This window comes from Kitasatospora sp. NBC_00458, from assembly GCF_036013975.1.
In the GTDB taxonomy this organism is placed as follows: Bacteria; Actinomycetota; Actinomycetes; order Streptomycetales; family Streptomycetaceae; genus Kitasatospora.
In genome coordinates this window covers 7,559,951-7,579,897 of sequence record NZ_CP107904.1, presented here as the reverse complement: position 1 = coordinate 7,579,897, position 19,947 = coordinate 7,559,951, and the positions used below count along the sequence as shown (strand labels likewise).

Annotated in this window: 14 protein-coding genes and 1 riboswitch; of the genes, 5 read left to right on the top strand and 9 right to left on the bottom strand. The window is 73.5% G+C overall.

The annotated features are described in order from the left end of the window. Positions 1-174 precede the first annotated feature (174 nt). Entirely contained in the window at positions 175-696 is a 522-nt protein-coding gene (locus OG550_RS30950) for an ATP-binding protein (RefSeq protein WP_327683115.1), read from the top strand. A gap of 448 nt (positions 697-1,144) precedes the next feature. Here the strand turns inward: OG550_RS30950 and OG550_RS30945 are convergent, their stop codons facing one another. After that, positions 1,145-1,390, bottom strand: coding sequence for a DUF397 domain-containing protein (locus tag OG550_RS30945; protein WP_327683113.1), 246 nt, complete (start codon positions 1,388-1,390; stop codon positions 1,145-1,147). Positions 1,391-1,904: 514 nt separating this feature from the next. Here OG550_RS30945 and OG550_RS30940 point away from each other — a divergent pair. Further along, positions 1,905-2,822 (top strand): hypothetical protein, encoded by a 918-nt coding sequence (locus tag OG550_RS30940; RefSeq protein ID WP_327683111.1) that lies wholly within the window; start codon positions 1,905-1,907, stop codon positions 2,820-2,822. 120 nt (positions 2,823-2,942) lie between these two features. Here OG550_RS30940 and OG550_RS30935 read toward each other — a convergent pair whose 3' ends face one another. Continuing rightward, positions 2,943-5,156 carry a hypothetical protein gene (locus OG550_RS30935; RefSeq protein WP_327683109.1) on the bottom strand — a complete coding sequence of 738 codons (2,214 nt, stop codon included), beginning with the start codon at positions 5,154-5,156 and terminating at the stop codon, positions 2,943-2,945. Positions 5,157-5,390: 234 nt separating this feature from the next. After that, positions 5,391-5,587: riboswitch (cyclic di-AMP (ydaO/yuaA leader) on the top strand. Here OG550_RS30935 and OG550_RS30930 point away from each other — a divergent pair. Together OG550_RS30930 and OG550_RS30925 are read left to right on the top strand one after the other, a co-directional pair. Beyond that, positions 5,574-6,926, top strand: a complete 1,353-nt coding sequence (locus OG550_RS30930; protein WP_327683107.1) for a transglycosylase family protein — start codon at positions 5,574-5,576, stop codon at positions 6,924-6,926. Its footprint overlaps the riboswitch before it by 14 nt. A 339-nt stretch (positions 6,927-7,265) precedes the next feature. Further along, positions 7,266-7,466, top strand: coding sequence for a hypothetical protein (locus tag OG550_RS30925; RefSeq protein ID WP_327683105.1), 201 nt, complete (start codon positions 7,266-7,268; stop codon positions 7,464-7,466). A gap of 85 nt (positions 7,467-7,551) precedes the next feature. Here OG550_RS30925 and OG550_RS30920 read toward each other — a convergent pair whose 3' ends face one another. From OG550_RS30920 to OG550_RS30890, 7 genes are all read right to left on the bottom strand, one after another. Next, complete coding sequence (locus OG550_RS30920) at positions 7,552-8,571, bottom strand: LacI family DNA-binding transcriptional regulator (protein WP_327683104.1); 1,020 nt, start codon at positions 8,569-8,571, stop codon at positions 7,552-7,554. A gap of 25 nt (positions 8,572-8,596) precedes the next feature. Next, positions 8,597-10,303 carry a glycoside hydrolase family 13 protein gene (locus OG550_RS30915; RefSeq protein WP_327683102.1) on the bottom strand — a complete coding sequence of 569 codons (1,707 nt, stop codon included), beginning with the start codon at positions 10,301-10,303 and terminating at the stop codon, positions 8,597-8,599. Between the two features lie 107 nt (positions 10,304-10,410). Beyond that, on the bottom strand, positions 10,411-11,316 hold the full coding sequence (locus OG550_RS30910; RefSeq protein ID WP_327683100.1) for a sugar ABC transporter permease: 906 nt from the start codon (positions 11,314-11,316) through the stop codon (positions 10,411-10,413). Between the two features lie 42 nt (positions 11,317-11,358). After that, positions 11,359-12,363, bottom strand: a complete 1,005-nt coding sequence (locus OG550_RS30905; protein ID WP_327683098.1) for a carbohydrate ABC transporter permease — start codon at positions 12,361-12,363, stop codon at positions 11,359-11,361. 114 nt (positions 12,364-12,477) lie between these two features. Next, positions 12,478-13,755 (bottom strand): extracellular solute-binding protein, encoded by a 1,278-nt coding sequence (locus tag OG550_RS30900; RefSeq protein ID WP_327683096.1) that lies wholly within the window; start codon positions 13,753-13,755, stop codon positions 12,478-12,480. A gap of 442 nt (positions 13,756-14,197) precedes the next feature. Beyond that, positions 14,198-15,280, bottom strand: a complete 1,083-nt coding sequence (locus tag OG550_RS30895; protein WP_327683094.1) for an aldose epimerase family protein — start codon at positions 15,278-15,280, stop codon at positions 14,198-14,200. 256 nt (positions 15,281-15,536) lie between these two features. Continuing rightward, the gene (locus OG550_RS30890) at positions 15,537-18,620 is read right to left on the bottom strand and encodes an ATP-binding protein (protein ID WP_327683092.1); all 3,084 of its coding nucleotides are present in this window, start codon (positions 18,618-18,620) and stop codon (positions 15,537-15,539) included. A gap of 293 nt (positions 18,621-18,913) precedes the next feature. Between OG550_RS30890 and OG550_RS30885 the strand changes: the two genes are divergently transcribed. After that, positions 18,914-19,861 (top strand): terpene synthase family protein, encoded by a 948-nt coding sequence (locus tag OG550_RS30885; protein ID WP_327683090.1) that lies wholly within the window; start codon positions 18,914-18,916, stop codon positions 19,859-19,861. Positions 19,862-19,947: the final 86 nt, after the last annotated feature.

Here is a 19,947-nt window from a genome sequence, read left to right as displayed (position 1 = left end):
GCGTCGACCCCACGCGCGACTCCGTGCACAGGCCCGGCAGCGCCCCCGCGCCACCGGGCCCATGTGCGCGCGCGCCTGGTCGAGGGGGCGGCCGAGCGGCCGAGCGAGTCGGAGGTGACCGGCATGACCCCGGCGGGTCCAGCCGTGTCCGCCCCCTTATGGGAGGAGCTCTTCATGAGCACCGGAACGGCCTTGGCAGTCGACCCCCATGTGGTCACCTGTACGCTCGCTCCCCGATATGAAGCCGTCAGAACCGCGCGCGACTTCGCCAGAACCGCCCTGCACCGCTGGGGCCTGGGCGAGCTCTTCGACGACGTCGCGCTGGTGGCCTCGGAGCTGGTGACCAACGCCCTGCGGCACGCGATCGGCGCGCGCCCGGGTGCGGTGGACGACTACGACTTTCCCATGCAGGCGGCGGCCGACGGGAGGCTGCCGATCCGAATAAGCCTCGTGCACCGCTCCCCGCAGGTCGTCTGCGCGGTGAGCGACCCCAGCAACATCGGCCCGGTCGCCCGGGAGGCGGACTTCGTGGCGGAATCCGGCCGCGGTCTGCACCTGGTCGACTCGTTCAGCCACTCCTGGGGCTGGCACCCGCTCGGCGGCGGCAAGGTCGTCTGGGCGCTGTTCGAGGCGGAACCGGAACAGCGGCCGGCCCCGGTCCCCGAGATCGGCGGACGGCACCGGCGCTCGGCGTAGTCCGGCGCACGACCGGCAGGACCCCCGCGGGAGCACCACACAGCCCCCGGCGGGAGGGCACGGACCAGCACGACACACCCCGGCAACGGCGATCGGTGACCCTCGGGCAGCGGGTACCGGCGGCCTTCCGGCGGTGGCGCCCCTCCGATCCGCGTGCGGCGGCTCGGCACGGCGGCGACGGCCGGGAACCGTGGCACAGGACTCCGGCCGGCGGGGCGGAGGCCGCCAGGCCACCGGTCAGGGCCGGCAGGTCGGCGGCTCGGCAGGTCGGCGGCTCGACGGGCCACCGGGACGGCAGGCCCGCGGGAGTCGGCGGATCCGGCGGCGGGCAGGGCCCGGACCGGCAGCGCACCGGCAGCGAGGCCCGGGGAAGACGGGCCGGGAAAGACAAAGGCCGTCGTGGTGTCAGCACCCACGACGGCCCCCCGATGGTGAAGCCGACGGCCGGTCAGACCGCCAGGTGGTCGAACTCCCCGTCCTTGGCCCCCAGGAGCAGGGCCGCTATCTCGGCCCGGGTGTAGATGAGCGCCGGACCGTCCGGGAAGCGCGAGTTGCGCATCGCCACATCGCCGCCCGGGAGGGCCGCGAACTCCACGCAGTTGCCCTGCGAGTTGCTGTGCAGGCTCTTCTGCCAGACCACGCCCTTGAGGTCCGCAGCGGCCATCCCGTTGTACGTGTCGAACGTGTCGTGCATAGAAATCTCCCGAAGAGCTCCGGAGTGGGTCGTCCAGCTCGGCGCCCCGGCCCTCAGCCGAACGGCTGGGCCGGCCCCGTACCGGCCCGGCACAACGCCTCACTTGACGTGATGATAGCTCCAGTGCACGTGCATCAGCACGGGACGTTGCAGGTGCACGGGCTTTTCGACACCGAAACGGAACTCTTCACGAGCCGTGCACCTGACGGTACGTAAGCGGACATAGCCGACTGAATCGGCAAGCCTCCGATAACGGCCCGTAGGCGACCACCCGCTGAATGTTGATCTTCGGAAGCCGGGAGTCGCACCGCCGTGACCCTCCGTCAGGCGATGCCCGCACTGTGAGACATGTCACGCGCCACCCCTGCAACTCGGACCCCCTTCCCCCGCATCTGAGGGGATACCGGGAGAGGAACGGGTTCAGGCCGGATATGTCCGGTTTTCGGACGGCCCGCCCCTCCTCGTACGGCAGCCGACTGCAAGCACGGCGGGGTGATGTCCTACGATCTCCGCCATGAGCACCGCAGCCATCCCGGGCGCGCCACTGCCCGTCCGCACTCCAGGCTCCCGTGCGCGGGGGCGCCACCGCCGTCCCGAGCGCCCCGAGATCCCGACCGGTTCCCCGGTCCTGCTGCTCGCCGTGCCCGCGGCCGCCGGGCCGGAATCCCGGTCCGTGGTCGAGGAGCTGCTGTCCATCGTCCGCAGCGAACAGAACGGCGTGCAGACGGCGGCCGGCTACCTCTCGGCCCACGACGCCGGTCCGGGTACCGAGCGCACCGTCGCCGACCTGCTGGCCGAGGCGGCCGAGTCCGGCCTGCCCACGCCGGTCGTGGTGCCGCTGGTCCCCGGCCCGCACGGCTTCCTGGCCGAGCTCCACGAACTCGCCGCCGAGTACGGCGCCCCCGTCACCGACGTGCTGGGCCCGCACCCGCTGCTGGCCGAGGCCGTCCACGTCCGCCTCTCCGAGGCCGGTCTGGCCCGCGCCGACCGGGCCCGGCTGTTCGCCATCGCGACCGCGGCCGACGGCGTGGTGCTCACCACCGTCGGCGGGCAGGCCGCCGCCGACGCCGCCGGGATCACCGGCATGCTGCTGGCCGCCCGCCTGGCCGTGCCGGTCGTCCCCGCCGCGCTCGACCTGCCCGGCTCGGTGGCCGCGGCCGTCGCCCACCTCCGTGAGATGGGCTCGCAGAACCCGGCGCTCGCTCCGCTGGTGATCGGCCCGGAGGCGGACTCCGAGCTGCTCGCCACGGCCGCCGAGGAGACCGGCTGCCCGTCGGCCGCGCCGCTGGGCGCGTACCCGACGGTGGGCCAGCTGATCGCCTCCACCTACCTGGCCACGCTGCCGGCCGTCGGCTTCGAGGCGCAGGCCGCCGAGGCCGCGGCCGGGGAGGACGCCGGGGAGCCGTCCGGCGGACGGCACGCCGCCCAGTAGCACCGGCCCGTCCGAAGGGGCCCGGAACGCATCCGTTCCGGGCCCCTTCGGCTGCCCGCCGGTCCGGCCGCGACGACGGCGGCTCCGGTCCCGGCCCGCACGGCGGCCGGCGGCCACGCCTCAGCGGCCGACCCGACTGGTGGGCGCGGCGGCGTCCTTCAGCTTCAGCGCGGGCACCAGCACCGGCCGCGACTGCCCCGCGAACGTGGCCACCGGCGCGGCGACGGCGTTCCACTGCGGTTGCGCGGCGCCCTCCTCGTCCGGCTTCCGGACCTTGAGCACCTCCGTCCCGCCGGCCCGGCGCAACAGGATGTCCTTCGGCCGGACGCCCTCCGGGTCCAGCCAGAGCTCGTTGCCGCCGAACTCGCAGTCCAGCACCAGCACGTCGTCCGGCCGGCCGTCCGGGGTGGCGCGGAAGGCGATCCCGGCCCGGCGGTAGCCGGTGAACCGGCTGCGGCTGAAGGTGACGGACTGCCCGGCGAGTTCGTGCCGGGCGGTGGAGACGGCGAAGTCGCTCTGCCCGGCCGCGTCGACCAGGAGTCCGTCGAAGACGGTGCCCCTGTCCCGGCCGAGCGCGTGCAGCGCCACTCCCCCGCCCGCGTTCCCGTACAGCACGGTCGCGGTGTAGTCGAAGTCGTTCAGGTAGGCGCCGTGCTCGATGCCCCAGCCGCCGTTGTGGTACGCGGCGAACTGGGTGACGAGGTGCTGCTGACGGGCGTTGAGCCAGACGAAGATGCCGTCCTGCGCGTTGTTGTGGGCCAGGCAGCGCTCGAAGGTCCACACGCCCTCGCTGTTCTCCGGCCACTCGAAGCCGGAGGCGCCGGTGGCGCCCCGGACGCCGACGGCCACGCAGTCCACCGCCTTGCCGCCGGTGCCCGCGCCGAGGTTGAAGCCCGTCAGGCGGTAGGCGCGGGGTTCGGGTTCGAGCAGGGTGCGGGAGGCGACGCAGGACTCGTACACGATGTCGTCGGAGGGGCGCTGCGGGGTGCGGGTGTCCAGCGGCCCGTCCCACCAGTAGGCGTCCTCCCAGGTCTCGTGGCTGATGCAGCTGCGGAAGGTGATGCCGTGGCTGGCGTGCGGGACGTACGCGTGGCTGCCGGCGTCGCGGACCACCACGCCCTCGACCACCGTGCCGCGGGTGGCGTCGCCGAGCTGGTGGAAGTGGAGCCCGTAGCGGCCGAGGACGGGCGCGGTGATCGGGACGGTGCCGTCCCGGCCCTTCCAGGTCTCCTTGGTGTCGGCGCGCGGGCCGACCCAGCGCAGCGCGGTGTGGCGGACGTCGGCGCGGCGGGAGCTGGTGAGGTGGACGTGGGTGCGGCCCCCGGCGGTGCCCTCGACCCGGACGCTGCGGGTCAGGTTGAGCACCTCCGCGCCGACGGTGACGCCCCCTCCGGCGGCGACCCGGGGGTGGGCGTGCCGGAGCGGCTGCTCCAGGGTGACGGTCGTTCCGCTGACGGACCGGACGGTGACGAGGTCGTAGCGGGCGGCGAAGTCCTCCTGGTCGGGCGGGCCGGTCGGGGTGACGGCAAGTTCGTCGCCGGGGAGCCAGCCGGCGGGCGGGGCGGCCAGGTCGAGGGTGGTGTCACCGGCCCTCAGTTCGCGGTCGGCGCGGACCCAGGCGGTCTTGGCGGCGCCGTCCAGCCGGAGGTACCCGGCGCCGGTGACCCAGAGGCCGACGTCGGTGTCGACGACCTTCATGCCGTCACCCCGGAAGCGCCTCTCGTCGACGGCGGGGAAGCGCAGGGTGTGGGTGCGGGCGCCGTCGGGGGCGAGGGCGAGGGCGCCGCGGATCTCGGCGTTGCCGGTGACGGCGAGGGTGAGGGTGCGGTCGGCGGCGAAGGTGAGGGCCCCGGCCGGCTCCACCAGCAGCGTGCCGACGGCGGCGTCGGTGTCGAGCAGCACCCGGTCGGTGATCCGGACGGCGCTCCCGGGCCCGGGTACGGCGCCGCCCCAGCCGGCCGGGTCGGACCAGCGGCGGCCGCTCTGGTCGACGGTGGGCTCGGGGGCGGGCTGGTCGGGCGCGACGCCGCCGGGTGCGGTCCCGGGCGGCGCGGCGCCGTGGCCGCCGTCCGGTCCCGTCGGGTCGGCGCCGGACGGTCCGGCGACGGCGGCGACCGGTTCGGTCGGGCCGCTCAGGGAGCGCCGCAGGACCTCCTCGCCGCTGATCGCCGCGAAGGCGGTGCCGACGGCGAGCCAGCGCAGTAGAGTGCGGCGGCTTACGGGAGTTGGTGATGGTTCGGGTGGGATGTCCGCTCTGCGGTGCTTTGCCCTGCGATGCGCTCCACGCGGCCGGGCGGCCGGGCGGGCGGCGGCCGGATCCTCGTCCATGGCCATCGGTGCGTAGCCCTCCCCCCAGACGGCTGCGTCCTCGCCGGCGTGCCGCCGGCGTTCTGAAGCATAGGCAGTTGCGTTGACCGTGACGGGCGTTGTGCGAAATCGGTCATTTCTGATCATGAAGGACAGCCGCCCACCACGGATTTCGCAAACAGTGACGTGCCTCACACATGTTTGCGGTTTGAATGCGGCTCTGCTTAACGTGCTCCCCGTTCGTGGCCACACGGACCCAGCTCATCCGCAACGCCGAGTCCTGCCGTCGGGTGCGCTGGAAGCACGAAGCACCACGGCAGGAGCGGGGGAACCACAGGTAGTTCGCCCAGGCCGGTCCCCGGACCGACCAGGGCTAGGGGTGAAGCCGCGTCCACAGCGCGGCCGGGCAACTCCAGCCCGAATCCGACAGCTCACCTCGCAGGCGTGGGAGAGGACCGCGTCTTCATGCTGCCCACCAACGGCACCCGTCTGTCCGGCCGTACCCGTCGCGCCATCGCCGCCCTCGGCGTCGCGGGCATCGGCCTCACCGTCCCCTGCCTCACCTCCGGCACCGCCACCGCCGCCACCGTCGCGACCTGGGACAAGGTCGCCCAGTGCGAGAGCACCGGCAACTGGAGCATCAACACCGGCAACGGCTTCTACGGCGGCCTCCAGTTCACCAGCTCCACCTGGGCCGCGTTCGGCGGTACCTCGTTCGCCCCGCGCGCCGACCTCGCCACCAAGGACCAGCAGATCGCGATCGCCGAGAAGGTGCTCGCCGTGCAGGGCCCCGGCGCCTGGCCGGTCTGCTCGGTCCAGGCCGGCCTGACCAAGGGCGGCACCCCGGCCGCCGTCGACACCTCCGCCGCCGCCAAGCCGGCCGCCCAGACCCCCGCCCCGGCCCCGGCCCCGGCCGAGGCCGCCAAGCCCGCCGCCAAGCCGAAGGCCGAGCAGCCCGCCGCGCCCAAGGCCCCCCAGCAGCAGGCCCAGGCCCCGGCCCCCGCCTCCGACGACGCCCGGAAGGGCGACGGCGGCCAGGACGGCCGGCAGTGGCGCCAGCAGGCCGGTCAGCAGGGCGGCTGGAGCCAGGCCGACGACTACACCGTGGTCGCCGGCGACTGGCTCTCCGCCATCGCCGACAAGAACGACGTCCAGGGCGGCTGGGAGCGGCTCTACGAGCTCAACCGCGCCACCCTGACCGACGGCCCGCACAGCATCTACCCGGGCCAGCACCTGACCTTCGGCGACCGCGCCAAGGGCCAGGCCACGGCCTCCGCCTCGGACGAGTCCGGCAAGGGCTTCGACTGGTTCAACCGGGCCAAGGACGCCCAGCAGGGCGGCACCGGCGCGGGCGCGCAGACCCAGGCCCCCGCCACCAAGCCGGCCGCGAAGCCGGCCGCCCAGGCCGAGACCCCGGCCCCGGCCCAGACCGCCACCGGCAGCATGGCCGCCGCCGTGTCCTTCGCCCAGTCGAAGGTCGGCCAGGCCTACGTCTACGGCGGCACCGGCAACGGCGGCTGGGACTGCTCCGGCCTCACCCAGGCCGCGCTGCGCGCCGCGGGCGTCTCCGTCCCGCGCGTCGCCGCCGACCAGGCCGCCGCGTCCACGCACGTCTCGCTGGACGCCCTCAAGCCGGGCGACCTGCTGTTCTGGTCCAACAACGGCCAGGACTCCGGCGTCTACCACGTCGCGCTCTACATCGGCGACGGCAAGTACGTCGAGGCCGCCAACCCCAGCTCGGGCGTGCGGACCCAGACCGTCGCCAACTGGGCCCCGGACTTCGCCGGCCGGGTCTGACCCACGAACGCCCGGAGCCCCCGGGGAGGAGTCTGGTCGCTCCTCCCCGGGGGCTCCGGTGCGCCCCGCGCCGGACACGGCGACGACCACCGCGACCGGCGCAGCACGCCCCTGACCCCGTGGCCCTGCCCCCGCGGCCCCGACGCCCCCGAGCGCAGGGCCACGACCACCGCCGCCGCCGCCACCGCCGCCACCCGGACGGCGCGGAAGCACCGCGCGCCGCCCCGCCGCGGGCGTGCCCCGGCGGACCGGCCGGAACGCGCCGCGGCCGCCGGAAGGTCATGGTCAAATCCGGCCGCACCGGGCATGCTGCTGCTCTGTACCCGAGGAGGAGTCACCATGGCCCAGGTCACCGTCACGCTCGACGCCAACCTCGCGATCGACGCGATGATGCTGTCCGGCACCAAGAACCCGCAGGACGCCGTCGAGCTGATCCTCCGTGACTACCTGGAGCGCGGCCGGCGCACCGAGACCCGGACCGGCGAGTCCGCCGACGGCCGCCGGGTCACCCCGGACCGCCCGATCGCCCAGGAGGGCTGAGCGGCACGGCGAACGGCCGGGGCCCCGGGAGCGCGTGCTCCCGGGGCCCCGGCCGTTCGCCGTGCAGTCCGTGCGGTCCGTGCGGTCAGCGCGCGCCGGCGCCGGTCGAGCCGCGCATCACCAGCTCGGGCTGGAACATGAACTCCCCGCGCTGGGCGGCGTTCCCGCCGACCTCCTCCAGCAGCGCGTCCACCGCGGCGGTGGCCATCGCCTCCACCGGCTGGCGGATGGTGGTCAGCGGCGGCTCGGTGAACGCTATGAGCGGCGAGTCGTCGAAGCCGACCACGGAGACGTCCTGCGGCACCGCCAGGCCCCGCTGCCGGACGGCCCGGATCGCGCCGAGCGCCATCATGTCGCTGCCGCAGACGATCGCCGTGCAGCCCTTGTCGAGCAGCGCGCCGGCCGCCGCGTGCCCGCCCTCCACGCTGAACAGCGTGTGGTGGACGAGCGCCTCGGCCTCCTCGCGGGAGCGCCCGAGCACCTCCCGCATCGCCGCGGTGAACCCCTCGATCTTCCGCAGCACCGGCACGTACCGGCGCTGCCCCACCGCGAGGCCGATCCGCTCGTGGCCGAGTTCGGCCAGGTGCTGGACGGCCATCCACATCGCGGCCCGGTCGTCCGGCGAGATGAACGGCGCGTCGATCTTCTCGCTGTAGCCGTTGATCAGCACGAACGGCACGCCCCGGCCCGTCAGCCGGGCGTACCGGTCGTGGTCGGCGGTGGAGTCGGCGTGCAGGCCGGAGACGAAGACGATGCCCGCGACGCCCCGGTCGACCAGCATCTCCACCAGTTCGTCCTCGGTGGAGCCGCCCGGCGTCTGGGTGCAGAGCACCGGCGTGTAGCCGTGCCGGCTCAGCACCTGCTCGATCACCTGGGCCAGCGCGGGGAAGATCGGGTTGCTCAGCTCGGGGGTGATCAGTCCGATCAGCCCCGCACTGCGCTGGCGCAGCCGGGTCGGCCGCTCGTAGCCGAGCACGTCGAGCGCCGCCAGCACGGTCTGCCGGGTGGCGGCCGAGACGTTCGCCTTGCCGTTGAGCACGCGGGAGACGGTGGCCTCGCTGACCCCCGCCTGCGCCGCGATGTCTGAGAGTCGCGCCGTAGTCACGGTCCCAGAGCCTATTGCAACCACGTCAGACCGCCCACCAGTCGGTGCTGTCCGGTGCGAGCACCGTCTCGCCGCCGTCGATCAGCGGGTCCGCGCCGGCGGAGCTCAGCAGCAGCCGGCCGGGCGCCGGTATCCGGACCGGGCCGGCGGTGGCGTTCACGGTGCAGACGAAGGCGCCGCGGCGGAACGCCAGGGTGCCCTCGGGGCCGTCCAGCCACTCGACGCCGGTGCCGGCGCCGAGGTCGGCCTGCGCCCGGCGGACGGCCAGCGCGGAACGGTACAGCTCCAGGGTGGAGGTCGGGTCGCCGGTCTGCGCCTCGACGCTGAGCCCGGCCCACTCGGCGGGCTGCGGCAGCCAGCTGGGGCCGCCGGCGGCGGGTCCGAAGCCGTACGGGGCCTCGGTGCCGGACCACGGGATCGGGACGCGGCAGCCATCGCGGTAGCCGTCCTGGCCGGCCTTGCGGAAGAACGACGGATCCTGGCGGACCTCGTCGGGCAGGTCGGTGACGTCCGGCAGGCCGAGCTCCTCGCCCTGGTACAGGTAGGCGGAGCCGGGGAGGGCGAGCATCAGCAGGGTGGCGGCGCGGGCCCGGCGCAGGCCGAGCGCACGGTCGCCGGGGGTGCGGATCTGGGTGCCGAGGCCGGGCGGGTTGGCGAACCGGGTGGCGTGCCGGGTGACGTCGTGGTTGGAGAGCACCCAGGTGGTGGGGGCGTCGACCGGGCGCATCGAGTCGAGCGAGAGGTCGATCACCGCGCGCAGCTCGGCGGCGTCCCAGGAGGTGCCCAGGTACTGGAAGTTGAAGGCCTGGTGCAGTTCGTCGGGGCGGACGTAGCCGGCGGTGCGCTCGACGGTCGGGGTCCACGCCTCGGCGACGCCGATCCGCTGCCCCGGGTACTCGTCGAGGATCTTCCGCCAGCTGCGGTAGATCTCGTGCACGCCGTCCTGGTCGAAGAACGGCATGACGTCGTTGCCGAGCAGCCTGAGCTGGTCGGAGCCGCCGATGTCGGGCAGGCCGGGGGCCTTCACCAGGCCGTGCGCGACGTCGATGCGGAAGCCGTCGACGCCCATGTCCAGCCAGAAGCGGAGGATGGAGCGGAACTCGTCGGCGACGGCCGGGCTCTCCCAGTTGAAGTCGGGCTGCTCCGGGGCGAACAGGTGCAGGTACCAGTCGCCGGGGGTGCCGTCCGGGTTCTCGGTGCGGGTCCAGGCGGGGCCGCCGAAGATGGACTCCCAGTCGTTGGGCGGCAGTTCGCCGTTCGCGCCCTTGCCGGGGCGGAAGTGGTAGCGGTCGCGCAGCGGCGACTCCGGGCCCTCGCGCAGCGCGCGCTTGAACCACTCGTGCTGGTCCGAGGAGTGGTTGGGGACGAGGTCGACGATGATCCGCAGGCCCAGCCGGTGCGCGTCGCGGATCAGCGCGTCGGCGTCCAGCAGGGTGCCGAACATCGGGTCCACCGCCCGGTAGTCGGCGACGTCGTAGCCGGCGTCGGCCTGCGGGGAGGCGTAGAACGGCGAGAGCCAGACGGCGTCCACGCCGAGGTCGCGCAGGTAGGGCAGGCGGCTGCGGATGCCGGGCAGGTCGCCCATGCCGTCCCCGTTGGAGTCGGCGAAGCTGCGCGGGTACACCTGGTAGATGACCGCGTCCCGCCACCAGCCTCTGTCCGCGCCGGCACCGGCCTCGTGAGCGGTGGCGTCGGCGGCGGGCCGGGAGGTGTCGGCCAGGTTCTGGGTCATGGACGGTATCCCTCGGGGATCAGAGGAGCGGGGATCAGAGGATCGGGGCGCGGTCGGGAGCGGTCCGGAGCCGCGGGCGCGGTCGGGAGCCGCGGGCCCGGGCGGGCTCAGGACTTGGACGCGCCGGCGGTCAGGCCGGTCACCAGGTGGCGCTGCACCAGGTAGAAGAGGACCGACGACGGGATCGCGATCAGCACGGCGGTGGCGGCCATCAGGTTCCACTGGGCGTCGTGCTCGCTGACGAAGGTCTGCAGGCCGACGGCCAGCGTGTACTTGTCGGAGCTGAGCATGAAGGTGGAGGCGAAGGCGACCTCGGCCCAGGCGGTCAGGAAGGAGTAGAACGCGGCCACCGCCAGGCCCGGGCGGGCGAGCGGCAGCACCAGCCGCCAGAAGGTGCCGATCGGCGTGAGCCCGTCGACCCGGCCGGCCTCGTCGATCTCCACCGGGATGGTGTCGAAGTAGCCCTTCAGCAGCCAGGCGCAGTACGGCACGGTGGTCGTCGAGTAGACCAGGATCAGGCCGAGGTAGCTGTCCAGCAGGCCGAGTTCGGAGAGGATCGTGTACATCGGCACGATCAGCACCGCGATCGGGAACATCTGGGTGACCAGCAGCGACCACATCAGCGGCTTGTGGCCGGGGAAGCGCATCCGGGAGACGGCGTAGCCGGTGGTGGCCGCGATCAGCACGCCGAAGACGGTGGTCACGCCGGAGACCAGGAACGCGTTGCCGAACCAGGTGAAGAAGTCGGTGTCGAACAGCACCGTGCCGTAGTTCGACAGGGACATCTTGTCGAGGATCTCGCCGGGGTGGAGGTAGTCCGTCTTGTCCGGGCCGAGCGAGACGTAGAGGATCCAGGCCACCGGGAACAGCGCGATCAGGCTGGCCAGGATCAGGGCGCCGTGCGACAGCGCCCTGGCGAGCGGGCCGGACTCGCCGCGGCGACGGGTCCTGGCCGGCTTGGCGACGGCCGCCGGGGCGGCGAGGACGGTGGGTCGTTCGGTGGTGGTGCTCATCGGGGTTGCCTCCTTCGTGGGTCGCTTGGTTGCCGGTCGGCGTCAGCCGTTGGCCTGCTCGTTGCGGGCGAGCCAGCGCCGGTAGAAGGAGGTGAAGACGATGAGGATCGACAGCAGGATCACGCCGTACGCGGCGGACTGCGCGTAGTCCCGGGGCTGCTGGCCGAAGCCGAGGCGGTAGGCCCAGGTGACCAGCAGCTGGGCGTCGGGCGCGCCGTTGCCGCCGAACAGCAGGAAGATGACGGCGAACTGGTTGAACGTCCAGATCACGCCGAGCAGCACCACGGTGGAGGAGACGGTGCGCAGCCCCGGCAGGGTGACGTGGCGGAACCGCTGCCAGGCCGTGGCGCCGTCCATCTCGGCCGCCTCGTACAGCTCGGCCGGGATCGACTGGAGGCCGCCGAGCAGCGAGATCATCATGAACGGCACGCCGACCCAGGTGTTGACCAGGACGGCGGCGGCCTTCTGCGCGGTCGGGTCGTCCAGCCAGCCGGGTTCGGGCAGGTGCAGGGCGGAGAGCAGGCCGTTGACGGCGCCGCCGTCGGCGAGCATCAGGCGCCAGGAGAAGACGGTGACGAAGGTCGGCACGGCCCAGGGCAGGATGAGCAGCATCCGGTAGACGGCGCGGCCGCGCAGCTTCTGGTTGAGCAGCAGGGCGAGGCCGAGGCCGATGGTGTAGTGCAGGCAGACGCAGAGCGCCGTCCAGGCGATGGTCCAGACGAAGTGCGACCAGAAGCGGTCGTACGAGCCGGGGCCCCAGAGGATGTCGGCGTAGTTGTCGAGGCCGACGAACTTGTAGCTGGCCGGGATCTCGTTGACGCCGATCTTCCGGGCGGCGTTGAGGCTGTTGGCATCGGTGAGGGTGAGCCAGAGCCCCTCGGCGAGCGGGTAGAGCACCAGCACGCCGAGCACCAGCACGACCGGCGCGATCATCGCGTAGGCGTACCAGTGCTTGGCGTACGAGCGCTTGACGCGCTCCATCAGGCCCGGACGCGGATCGCGCTCCCGGCTGCCCTTGCCGGTGGCGCCCTGCACGGCGACTGACATTGTTCGACACCTTCTCGGGGAGGTCCGCCGCCTCGCTTCGGCGACTGCTGCTACGGGTCCGGCCGTCCGGCCCGCGCGGGTGGAGCGGCGGCGGGCCGGACGGCTGCGGGTGGACTACTTGGCGAAGCCCGGGAGGAGCTTGGCGTAGTCGGTGGCGACGGTGTTCAGGCCGTCCTGGGTCGAGGTGCCCTGGACGATCTTGCCGAGGTTGGTGCCCAGCGAGGCGAACAGCGAGCTGTACTCGGGCAGTTCGGGGCGCGGCTTGGCGCTGGAGAGGACCGCCTGGAAGCCGGCGATGCCGGGGTCGGCCTTGACCTCGGGGGTGAAGGCGTCGCTGCGGGTCGGCAGGGTGGAGTTCTTCTGCGCGACGAACGCCTGGCTCTCGGCCGAGGTCATGAAGGCGGCGAACTTCTCGGCGGCGTCCTTGTGGGCCTTGTCGGCGCCCGCGTAGACGGAGATGTTGTGGCCGCCGGTGGGGGCGCCGGCCTTGCCCGCGGAGCCGCCGGGGACGGGGGCGATGCCGAGGTTGGTCTTGTCGGCGAACGCGGTGCCCTTGTAGATGTTGGTGATCTCCCAGGGACCCTGGACGATCGCCGCGACCTTGCCGCCGTTGAAGGCGTCCATCATGTGCGCGTAGGCGTCGGTGGTGACGTCGGCCTTGGCGGTGCCGGGCGAGGTGAAGAGCGTCTTGTAGGTCTCGATGCCCTTGACGGCCTCGGGCGAGGTGACGGTGATCTTCTTGCCCTTGGCGTCGACGGTGTCGGTGCCCTCGCCGAACAGGAACGGCATCGCGTAGTAGCCGTCGGCGGCCTTCAGCCAGAAGCCGTCGACGCCGGCCTTCTCCTTGACCGCGGCGGCGGCGGTCTTCAGCTCGTCCCAGGTGGCGGGGGCGGCGGTGATGCCGGCCTTGGCGAAGAGCTCCTTGTTGTAGAGCAGGCCGAGGGTGTCGGTGACCAGCGGGACGCCGTAGAGCTTGCCCTCGTACTTGGCCTGCTCGATCAGGCTGGGCTGGAACTTGCCGCTGTCGGCGGCGGCCGGGGTGCCGTCCAGCGGCTCCAGGAAGCCGGCCTTGGCGAAGGCGGCGGTCCAGCCGACCTCGGAGCGGAAGACGTCCGGGGCGCCCTTGGCCCCCATCGCGGTCTGGAGCTTGTTCTGCGCCTGGTCGAAGGGCACGTTGACGAAGTCGACCTTGACGCCCGGGTTGGCGGCCTCGAACTTCTTGACGAGCTCCTGGTAGTTCGGCGCCTCGTTGGTGGCGTTCGACGTGTCCCAGTAGGTGAGGGTGACCGGCCCGTCGGCCTTGCCGTCCGAGCTGGAGCCGCTGCTGCCACAGGCAGCCATCGAGACCGCGAGGGCCACAACGAGGGCAGAGGCCGCGATGCCACGCCGCATGAGAACTCCTTGGAGGGTGGGGGGTGCCCGAGATGTAGGGAGACAGGCGCATAATGGCTGCCTCGCACCGACCGCACCGTTGCTGCCGTCGGGCTCGGAAGGAAGTTAACAGCGGGGCAATCACCGCGGAAAGACCTTGCAGCAAGTTTCTGCAAGAAACGGCGATCGTTACGCCCACGTGTCCTTCACGTTGCCGCACGGTAGTTGACAGGTGTGGAAGTTGTGGCGCTATGTCCGGTTCACCCCGGTCGAGCCGGGCCGCCGGGGCCACCCTCCGTGCTGGAACCCGGTGGAAACCTCTTGCAGCACCCGGCTGTGCGGGCGCTCCTGCGGGCGCTCGCGCCGGCGCCCGGACACCCGCGCGGGGCGGGCCGTCCGGGCGCCGGAGGTCTCGTACCGGGTCGCGTACGCGGTCGGGTACGCGGGTCGGGTCGCGTCCCGGTCAGGCGGTGCCCAGCCGCAGGACGGTGACCGAGCGGAACTCCTCCCCCGGGCGCAGCACGGTGCTCGGGAACGCCGGGTGGTGCGGGGAGTCCGGGAAGTGCTGGGTCTCCAGCGCGACCCCGGCGAACGGCCCGTACGCCGCACCGCTCGCGCCGGTCACCGCGCCCTGGAACTTGTTGGCCGTGTAGACCTGGATCCCCGGCTCGGTGGTCAGCACCTCCAGGGTGCGGCCGCTGACCGGCTCCTCCAGCAGCGCGGCCCGGGCCGGGGCGCCGTCGGCCGGACGCGGCCTGAGCACCCAGTTGTGGTCGTACCCGCCGGGGCCCACCAGCTGCGGGTGGTCGTCGTGCACCGACTTGCCGATCGGCCGGGCGGTGGTGAAGTCGAACGGCGTGCCGGCCACCGGCTCGACCCGGCCGTACGGGATCTGCCGGTCGTCGGCGGGGGTGTAGCCGTCCGCGTCCAGGGTGAGCAGGTGGCCGAGGACGTCGCCGGTGCCCTCCCCGGCCAGGTTGAAGTAGGCGTGGTTGGTGAGGTTGAGCACGGTCGGCCTGGTCGTGACGGCGTGGTAGGAGACGGTCAGCTCGCCGGTCGCGTCGAGCGTGTAGTCGACGGTGACGTCGAGCGCGCCCGGGAAGCCCTGGTCGCCGTCCGGGCTGTGCAGCCGCAGCCGGACGCCGTCGGGCCGCTCCTCGGCCTCCCACATCCGGTGCGCGAAGCCGTCCGGGCCGCCGTGCAGGGTGACGCCGCCGCCGGTCGGGGCCAGCGGGTGCTCCTCGCCGTCGACGGTGACCGCGCTGCGGTCGATCCGGTTGGCGTAGCGGCCGACCACGGTGCCGTAGTGCCGGGCCGGGCCGAGGATCTCGGCGAGCCGGTCGGTGGAGAGCAGCAACTGGTCCCGGCGGCCGTGCCGGTCGGGCGCGACCAGGGTGTGCAGGGTGGCGCCGAGGGTGAGCACGCTCGCCTCGTACGGGCCCGCCTGCAGCGTCCAGCGCTCGATGGCGGCGCCCGCGCCCGCGGGCTCCAAGGGCTCGTGCCGCACGGTGGTCGCCTGCGGCCCGTTCGCCGGGGGCGTCGCCATGGCCTGCTCCTCACTGGCGGCGGCGGTGGACCACCGCCGCGCTGGTTCCTGGGTCCCGTCCCGGGGATCCCGCCACCGGCGGCCCCGTCGGCGAAAGCCTAACGAGGAGGGCGGCCGCGGGGGCGCTCATGGGGCCCCTGCGCGCCGCCCGACGACTCGCCCGCCGCCGGACGCGCCGACGCCGCGCACCCGCCGTTCGCTACCCGCGCTCCCCGGCGGCGGCCGGACCGGCACCGCCCGGCCGGTGCTCCGCCGGTCAGTGGCCGTCCCCGTGACCGTCCAGGCCGTAGCCGTCCAGGCCGTAGCCGTCCAGGCCGTAGCCGTCCGGTCCTCGGCCGTCCGACCCGGAGGCGTCCGGCCGGCCGCCCCGCCCGCCGGGCTGCATGCCGAGCGCGGCGGCCAGCCCGTCCGGGCCGCTGCCCGCCTTGCGGTAGACGGCGGCCAGCCGCCGGTTGACCAGGCTGAGCGGGAGGTCCAGCTCCTCCGCGATCCGCTGCGGCGGCACACCGCGGACGGCCTGCCGGGCGACGTCCCACTCGGGCTGGCTGAGCATCTCCCGGACGTCGCCCAGCCGGTTGGGCCGCAGCCCGTAGTTGGCCAGCTCGCGCCGGGCGCGGTCGACCAGTCCGTCGGCCGCGCAGTGCTGCGCCAGCTCGATGCCCTGGTACAGGTACTCCTGGGCGTCCTCCAGCCGTCCGACCCGGCGCAGCGCGGCCCCGAGGTCGACCAGGGCCACCGCGTGCTCGTACCCGGCCGGCGACTGTCCGAGGTGCTCCACCGCCCGCTCCAGCAGCTCGACCGCCTGCTGGCCGTCCTCGATCTGGGCGTGCAGCCGCAGCGCGGTGCCGATCGCCGAGGCGGTGCCGAACCGCTCGGCGTCCGCGACGGAGCGCCTGGCGTACCCGCGGGCGCGCTCCGGCTCGTCCCCGGCCAGGGCGATCGCCAGGTGTCCGGCCCACGGCGCCCACACCGTGTTGTGCCAGCCCCGCAGGTCCAGCTGGGCACCGGCCTCGGTGAGCGCGGCGGCCGCCCCGGCGGGCCGGTCGACGGCGAGCAGCAGCTTGCCGTACAGCGAGGCCGCGTCGGGCAGCACCATCGCGGTGGCGTGGTACGGCGGGTGGAAGCCGAAGCCGATGGCGAGCTCCCAGGCCTCCCGGGGGCGGCCGCGGGCGATCAAGGTGTCGACCAGCACCCCGACCGCGTCCCAGGCCAGCGGCAGCTTGGGGCCGATCCGCTCGGAGAGCCGCAGCGCCCGGCGCAGGAAGTCCTCGGCCTCGGCGAGCAGACCGCGCCGGAACCGGGCCAGGCCCATCAGGAAGTAGGCGAAGCCGCGGTGGGCGCCGCTCCAGCCGGCCACCTCGAACTGGATGATGGCGTCCGAGAAGAGCCGCTCGGCCTGCGCGATGCGGTCGTTGTAGGTGTAGGAGAGGCCGAGCGTGGCGGGCAGCTCGAAGCCCCAGGTGTTGTCGGTCCAGCCCAGACCCTTGGGCAGCCGGCCGTTGTCGAGGACGTCGTCGGCGTACCGCAGCGCCTCGGCGGAGGGCTCGCCGCGCAGGGTGAGGTCCCAGGCGCGCATCGCGAGGACGGCGCGGTCGGCGGCGTCCCGTCCGGAGAGGCTGTCGCAGAGCGCGCCCAGCCGGGCGGAGCGGCTCGGGCCGTCCTCCTCGGACTTCCGGTAGGCGTGCCACATGAACGAGGCGGCCTCCAGCCTGAGCCGGCCCGCCGGGTCGGCGGCGGTGCGCTCGGCCTCCCGCTGGCAGACCAGGGCCGCCTCGCGGAGTTCGCCGCTGTGGGCGAGCACCTCGGAGAGCCGGAAGGTGGCGTCCACCCGCAGCGAGGCGCGCAGCGGTCCCTCCTCCGGGTCGAGGGCGAGCTTCAGCTGGTTGACGGTGGCCATCGGGTCGGTGAGCAGCGCGGAGCAGCCGAGCTCGTACAGCACCTCGGCGCGGTCCTGGTCGTCCGGCGGCTCGGCCAGCGCGCGGTGGAGGCAGCGCTGGGCGGCCTCGGGCGCGCCGATCAGCAGGTGTTCGGCGGCGGCCCGGCGGAGCTTGCGGACGGTCCGGTCGTCGCCCTCGCCCGCGAAGGTCTCCACCAGGTGGCGGGAGGCGGCGAGCAGGCCGAGCCCGGCGTTCTCGATCTCCGCCGCCGCGACGCCGTGCATGCCGGTCCGGGTGGCCTCCGGCATGGTGTTGTAGATCGAGCTGGCGATCAGCGGGTGGACGAATTCGAGGTTGCCGTTCGGGGTCTGGGTGAGCACCCGCTGCCTGCGCAGCTCCTTGACGGACTCGCGGGCGCCCTCGGTGCTCTGGGTGGAGATCCGGGCGGCGAGGTCCTGCCGGATGTCGGTGCCGAGCATGGCGGCGGCCCAGGCGAACCGCAGGGTGGCGGCGCCGAGCCGGTCCAGCCAGCTCTTGAGGGTCATCCCGGTCGCATCGACGGCGAGTTCGCGCAGTTGCTGGGAGTTCTCCTCGACCGGGTCCAGTTCCTGGTCACGGACCTGGTCGAGCAGGGCGACGACCTCGAACGGGTTTCCGTTGGCGACGTTCCAGAACTCGTAGCAGAAGGCGTCCTCGGCCCGGTCGCCGAGGTCGGCGCGGATCATGTCGGTGACGGCGACGAGCGAGAGACGGCTCAACTCGTGCTTGCGGGTGGCGAGTCCGGTGACGGCGCCGTGGTGCTCCTGGGACTCGGCCTGCCAGTCGGCGACGTCGTCCCGGTAGGCGAAGACGAGCAGGACGGGCAGTTCGCGGGCGCGGACGGCGAACTGGGAGAGCCAGGCGAGGGATTCGAGGTCGGCCCAGTGCAGGTCGTCGACGATCATCACCAGCGGGGCCCGGCGCGGGGCGAGCTGGGTGAGGACGTAGTCGAGGCCGTCGCGGACGCCCTGCGGGTCGAGGCGGCGGGCGCCCTGCTTGGGCTGCTTGAGGCCCATCGCCGGTCCGACGACCTCCTCCCAGGTGCCCATCACCTGGCGGAACTCGCCGGGCTTCAGGATGCCGAGCGCGGGCTGGAGCAGCTGGCGCAGGACGTGGTAGGGCTCGTTGAACTGGCGCTCGCCGCCGCGCGCGAACAGCACGGTGGCGCCCGGGCGCAGCTTGGCGAGGCGGCGGACCTCGTGCAGCAGGGTGGTCTTGCCGATGCCGGGCCGGCCGGAGAAGGTGAGCAGTTCGCCGATCTCGGTGCCGCCGGCCTCGAACTCGCGGCAGAGCTTGTCCACGGCGGCCTCGGCCGAGCGGAGTTCGGCGTCGCGGTCGCGTAGCCTGACCCGGTTCGGGGCGGCTGCCGTGTCCCGTGCGCCGGGCAGCGCCTCCGCCCGGAATTCGTTGTCCCGCTCGGTCACCGTCGCGCCTTCCGCCTCGCCGATCCCTGCTCGTGGAGCCGAGGTTAGCGCCGCCGGAGGCGTGTTGGAATCCATTCACGCAGGCCGGGGCCGAGATCGAGGGTTCGAAGGGCTTGCCAAGGGCAATTGCCCTATATCCCTAACGTCGGATCATTGCATCAGATACTCTACGCCCCGCGTAGCCAGTTGATCATGGCACATCAGCACCTCCCCGCACGGCCGCTTCCCCCAACTCCCCCACAGGCACTACCAGTAACGCCAGCACCCCCACCCATCGCCGCCCCGGGAGTCCGATGTCTGACGACACCTCACTTCAGATTCCGTTCCCGCACCGTCGCAGCCCGCACGGGCCGTACGCCACCGAACTGCACCGCGCCTGGCTCACCCGCCACCCGCTGCTGCCGGACCCCACCCATCCGTCGTACGCGCACTGGGACGTGGTCGACCTCGCCGCCCTGGGCTACCCCGACACCGGTCCCGAGGAACTCGCCCTGGCCGCAGACCTGATGGGCTTCTACTTCCTGTTCGACGACCAGTTCGACGGACCCCTCGGCCGCCGGCCCACCGAGGTCGCGCCGATCTGCGACCGGCTGATCGACGTCCTGCACGGCGCACGCCCCCGGCAGGACTCCGCCGTCGAGACCGCGTTCGCCGACCTCTGGGAGCGCAGCGCCCGCGGCATGCCCGCACGCTGGCAGGCGCGCGCCGCGTACAACTGGGAGTGGTACCTGGCCAGTCACCCCGCCGAGGCGGCCGGCCGGATCTCCCCGCGCCCCCCGGACCGCGACGGGTACCTGGTCCTGCGGCGCGGCACCGCCGCCATGGAGACCATCTTCGACATGGTCGAACGGCTCGGGAACTTCGAGGTGCCGCCGGCCGTCCTGCACCACCCGGTGCTGCGCCAGCTCCGCCAGCTCGCCGCCGACATCCCCTCCCTCACCAACGACGTGCGGTCGTTCCCGCTGGAGGCACCGCGCGGCGACGTCAACAACCTGGTGATGATCGTGCAGCGGGAGCGGAACTGCTCCGCCGAGGAGGCCTGCGCCGTGGTGATGGAGGAGGCGCAGCTGATGGTCGAACGCTGCCGGGGGCTCTACGAGCGGCTGCCCGACGTCCACCGGGAGCTCGGCCTCGCCCGGGTCGAACGGCTCCTCGCCCAGCGGTACGCCGACGGCCTCGTCACCTGGCTGGCCGGCTACCTGAGCTGGGAGCGCCGCACCGGCCGCTACCAGTCCGCCTGACGGGAGCCGCCGCCCGCCGCCGGTCCGCCGGCCGGGATCGACCGGAAACCACCACCCTGCGTCGATCCCCGCCGTACGGACCGTAG

Bases quoted from the DNA above. Each gene is read 5' to 3' on its own strand.
- OG550_RS30935 (WP_327683109.1), bottom strand. From the start codon at position 5,156: ATGGCCATGGACGAGGATCCGGCCGCCGCCCGCCCGGCCGCCCGGCCG.
- OG550_RS30900 (WP_327683096.1), bottom strand. From the start codon at position 13,755: ATGCGGCGTGGCATCGCGGCCTCTGCCCTCGTTGTGGCCCTCGCGGTC.
- OG550_RS30895 (WP_327683094.1), bottom strand. From the start codon at position 15,280: ATGGCGACGCCCCCGGCGAACGGGCCGCAGGCGACCACCGTGCGGCAC.
- OG550_RS30940 (WP_327683111.1), top strand. From the start codon at position 1,905: ATGAGCACCGCAGCCATCCCGGGCGCGCCACTGCCCGTCCGCACTCCA.
- OG550_RS30925 (WP_327683105.1), top strand. From the start codon at position 7,266: ATGGCCCAGGTCACCGTCACGCTCGACGCCAACCTCGCGATCGACGCG.
- OG550_RS30945 (WP_327683113.1), bottom strand. From the start codon at position 1,390: ATGCACGACACGTTCGACACGTACAACGGGATGGCCGCTGCGGACCTC.
- OG550_RS30950 (WP_327683115.1), top strand. From the start codon at position 175: ATGAGCACCGGAACGGCCTTGGCAGTCGACCCCCATGTGGTCACCTGT.
- OG550_RS30910 (WP_327683100.1), bottom strand. From the start codon at position 11,316: ATGAGCACCACCACCGAACGACCCACCGTCCTCGCCGCCCCGGCGGCC.
- OG550_RS30905 (WP_327683098.1), bottom strand. From the start codon at position 12,363: ATGTCAGTCGCCGTGCAGGGCGCCACCGGCAAGGGCAGCCGGGAGCGC.
- OG550_RS30885 (WP_327683090.1), top strand. From the start codon at position 18,914: ATGTCTGACGACACCTCACTTCAGATTCCGTTCCCGCACCGTCGCAGC.
- OG550_RS30915 (WP_327683102.1), bottom strand. From the start codon at position 10,303: ATGACCCAGAACCTGGCCGACACCTCCCGGCCCGCCGCCGACGCCACC.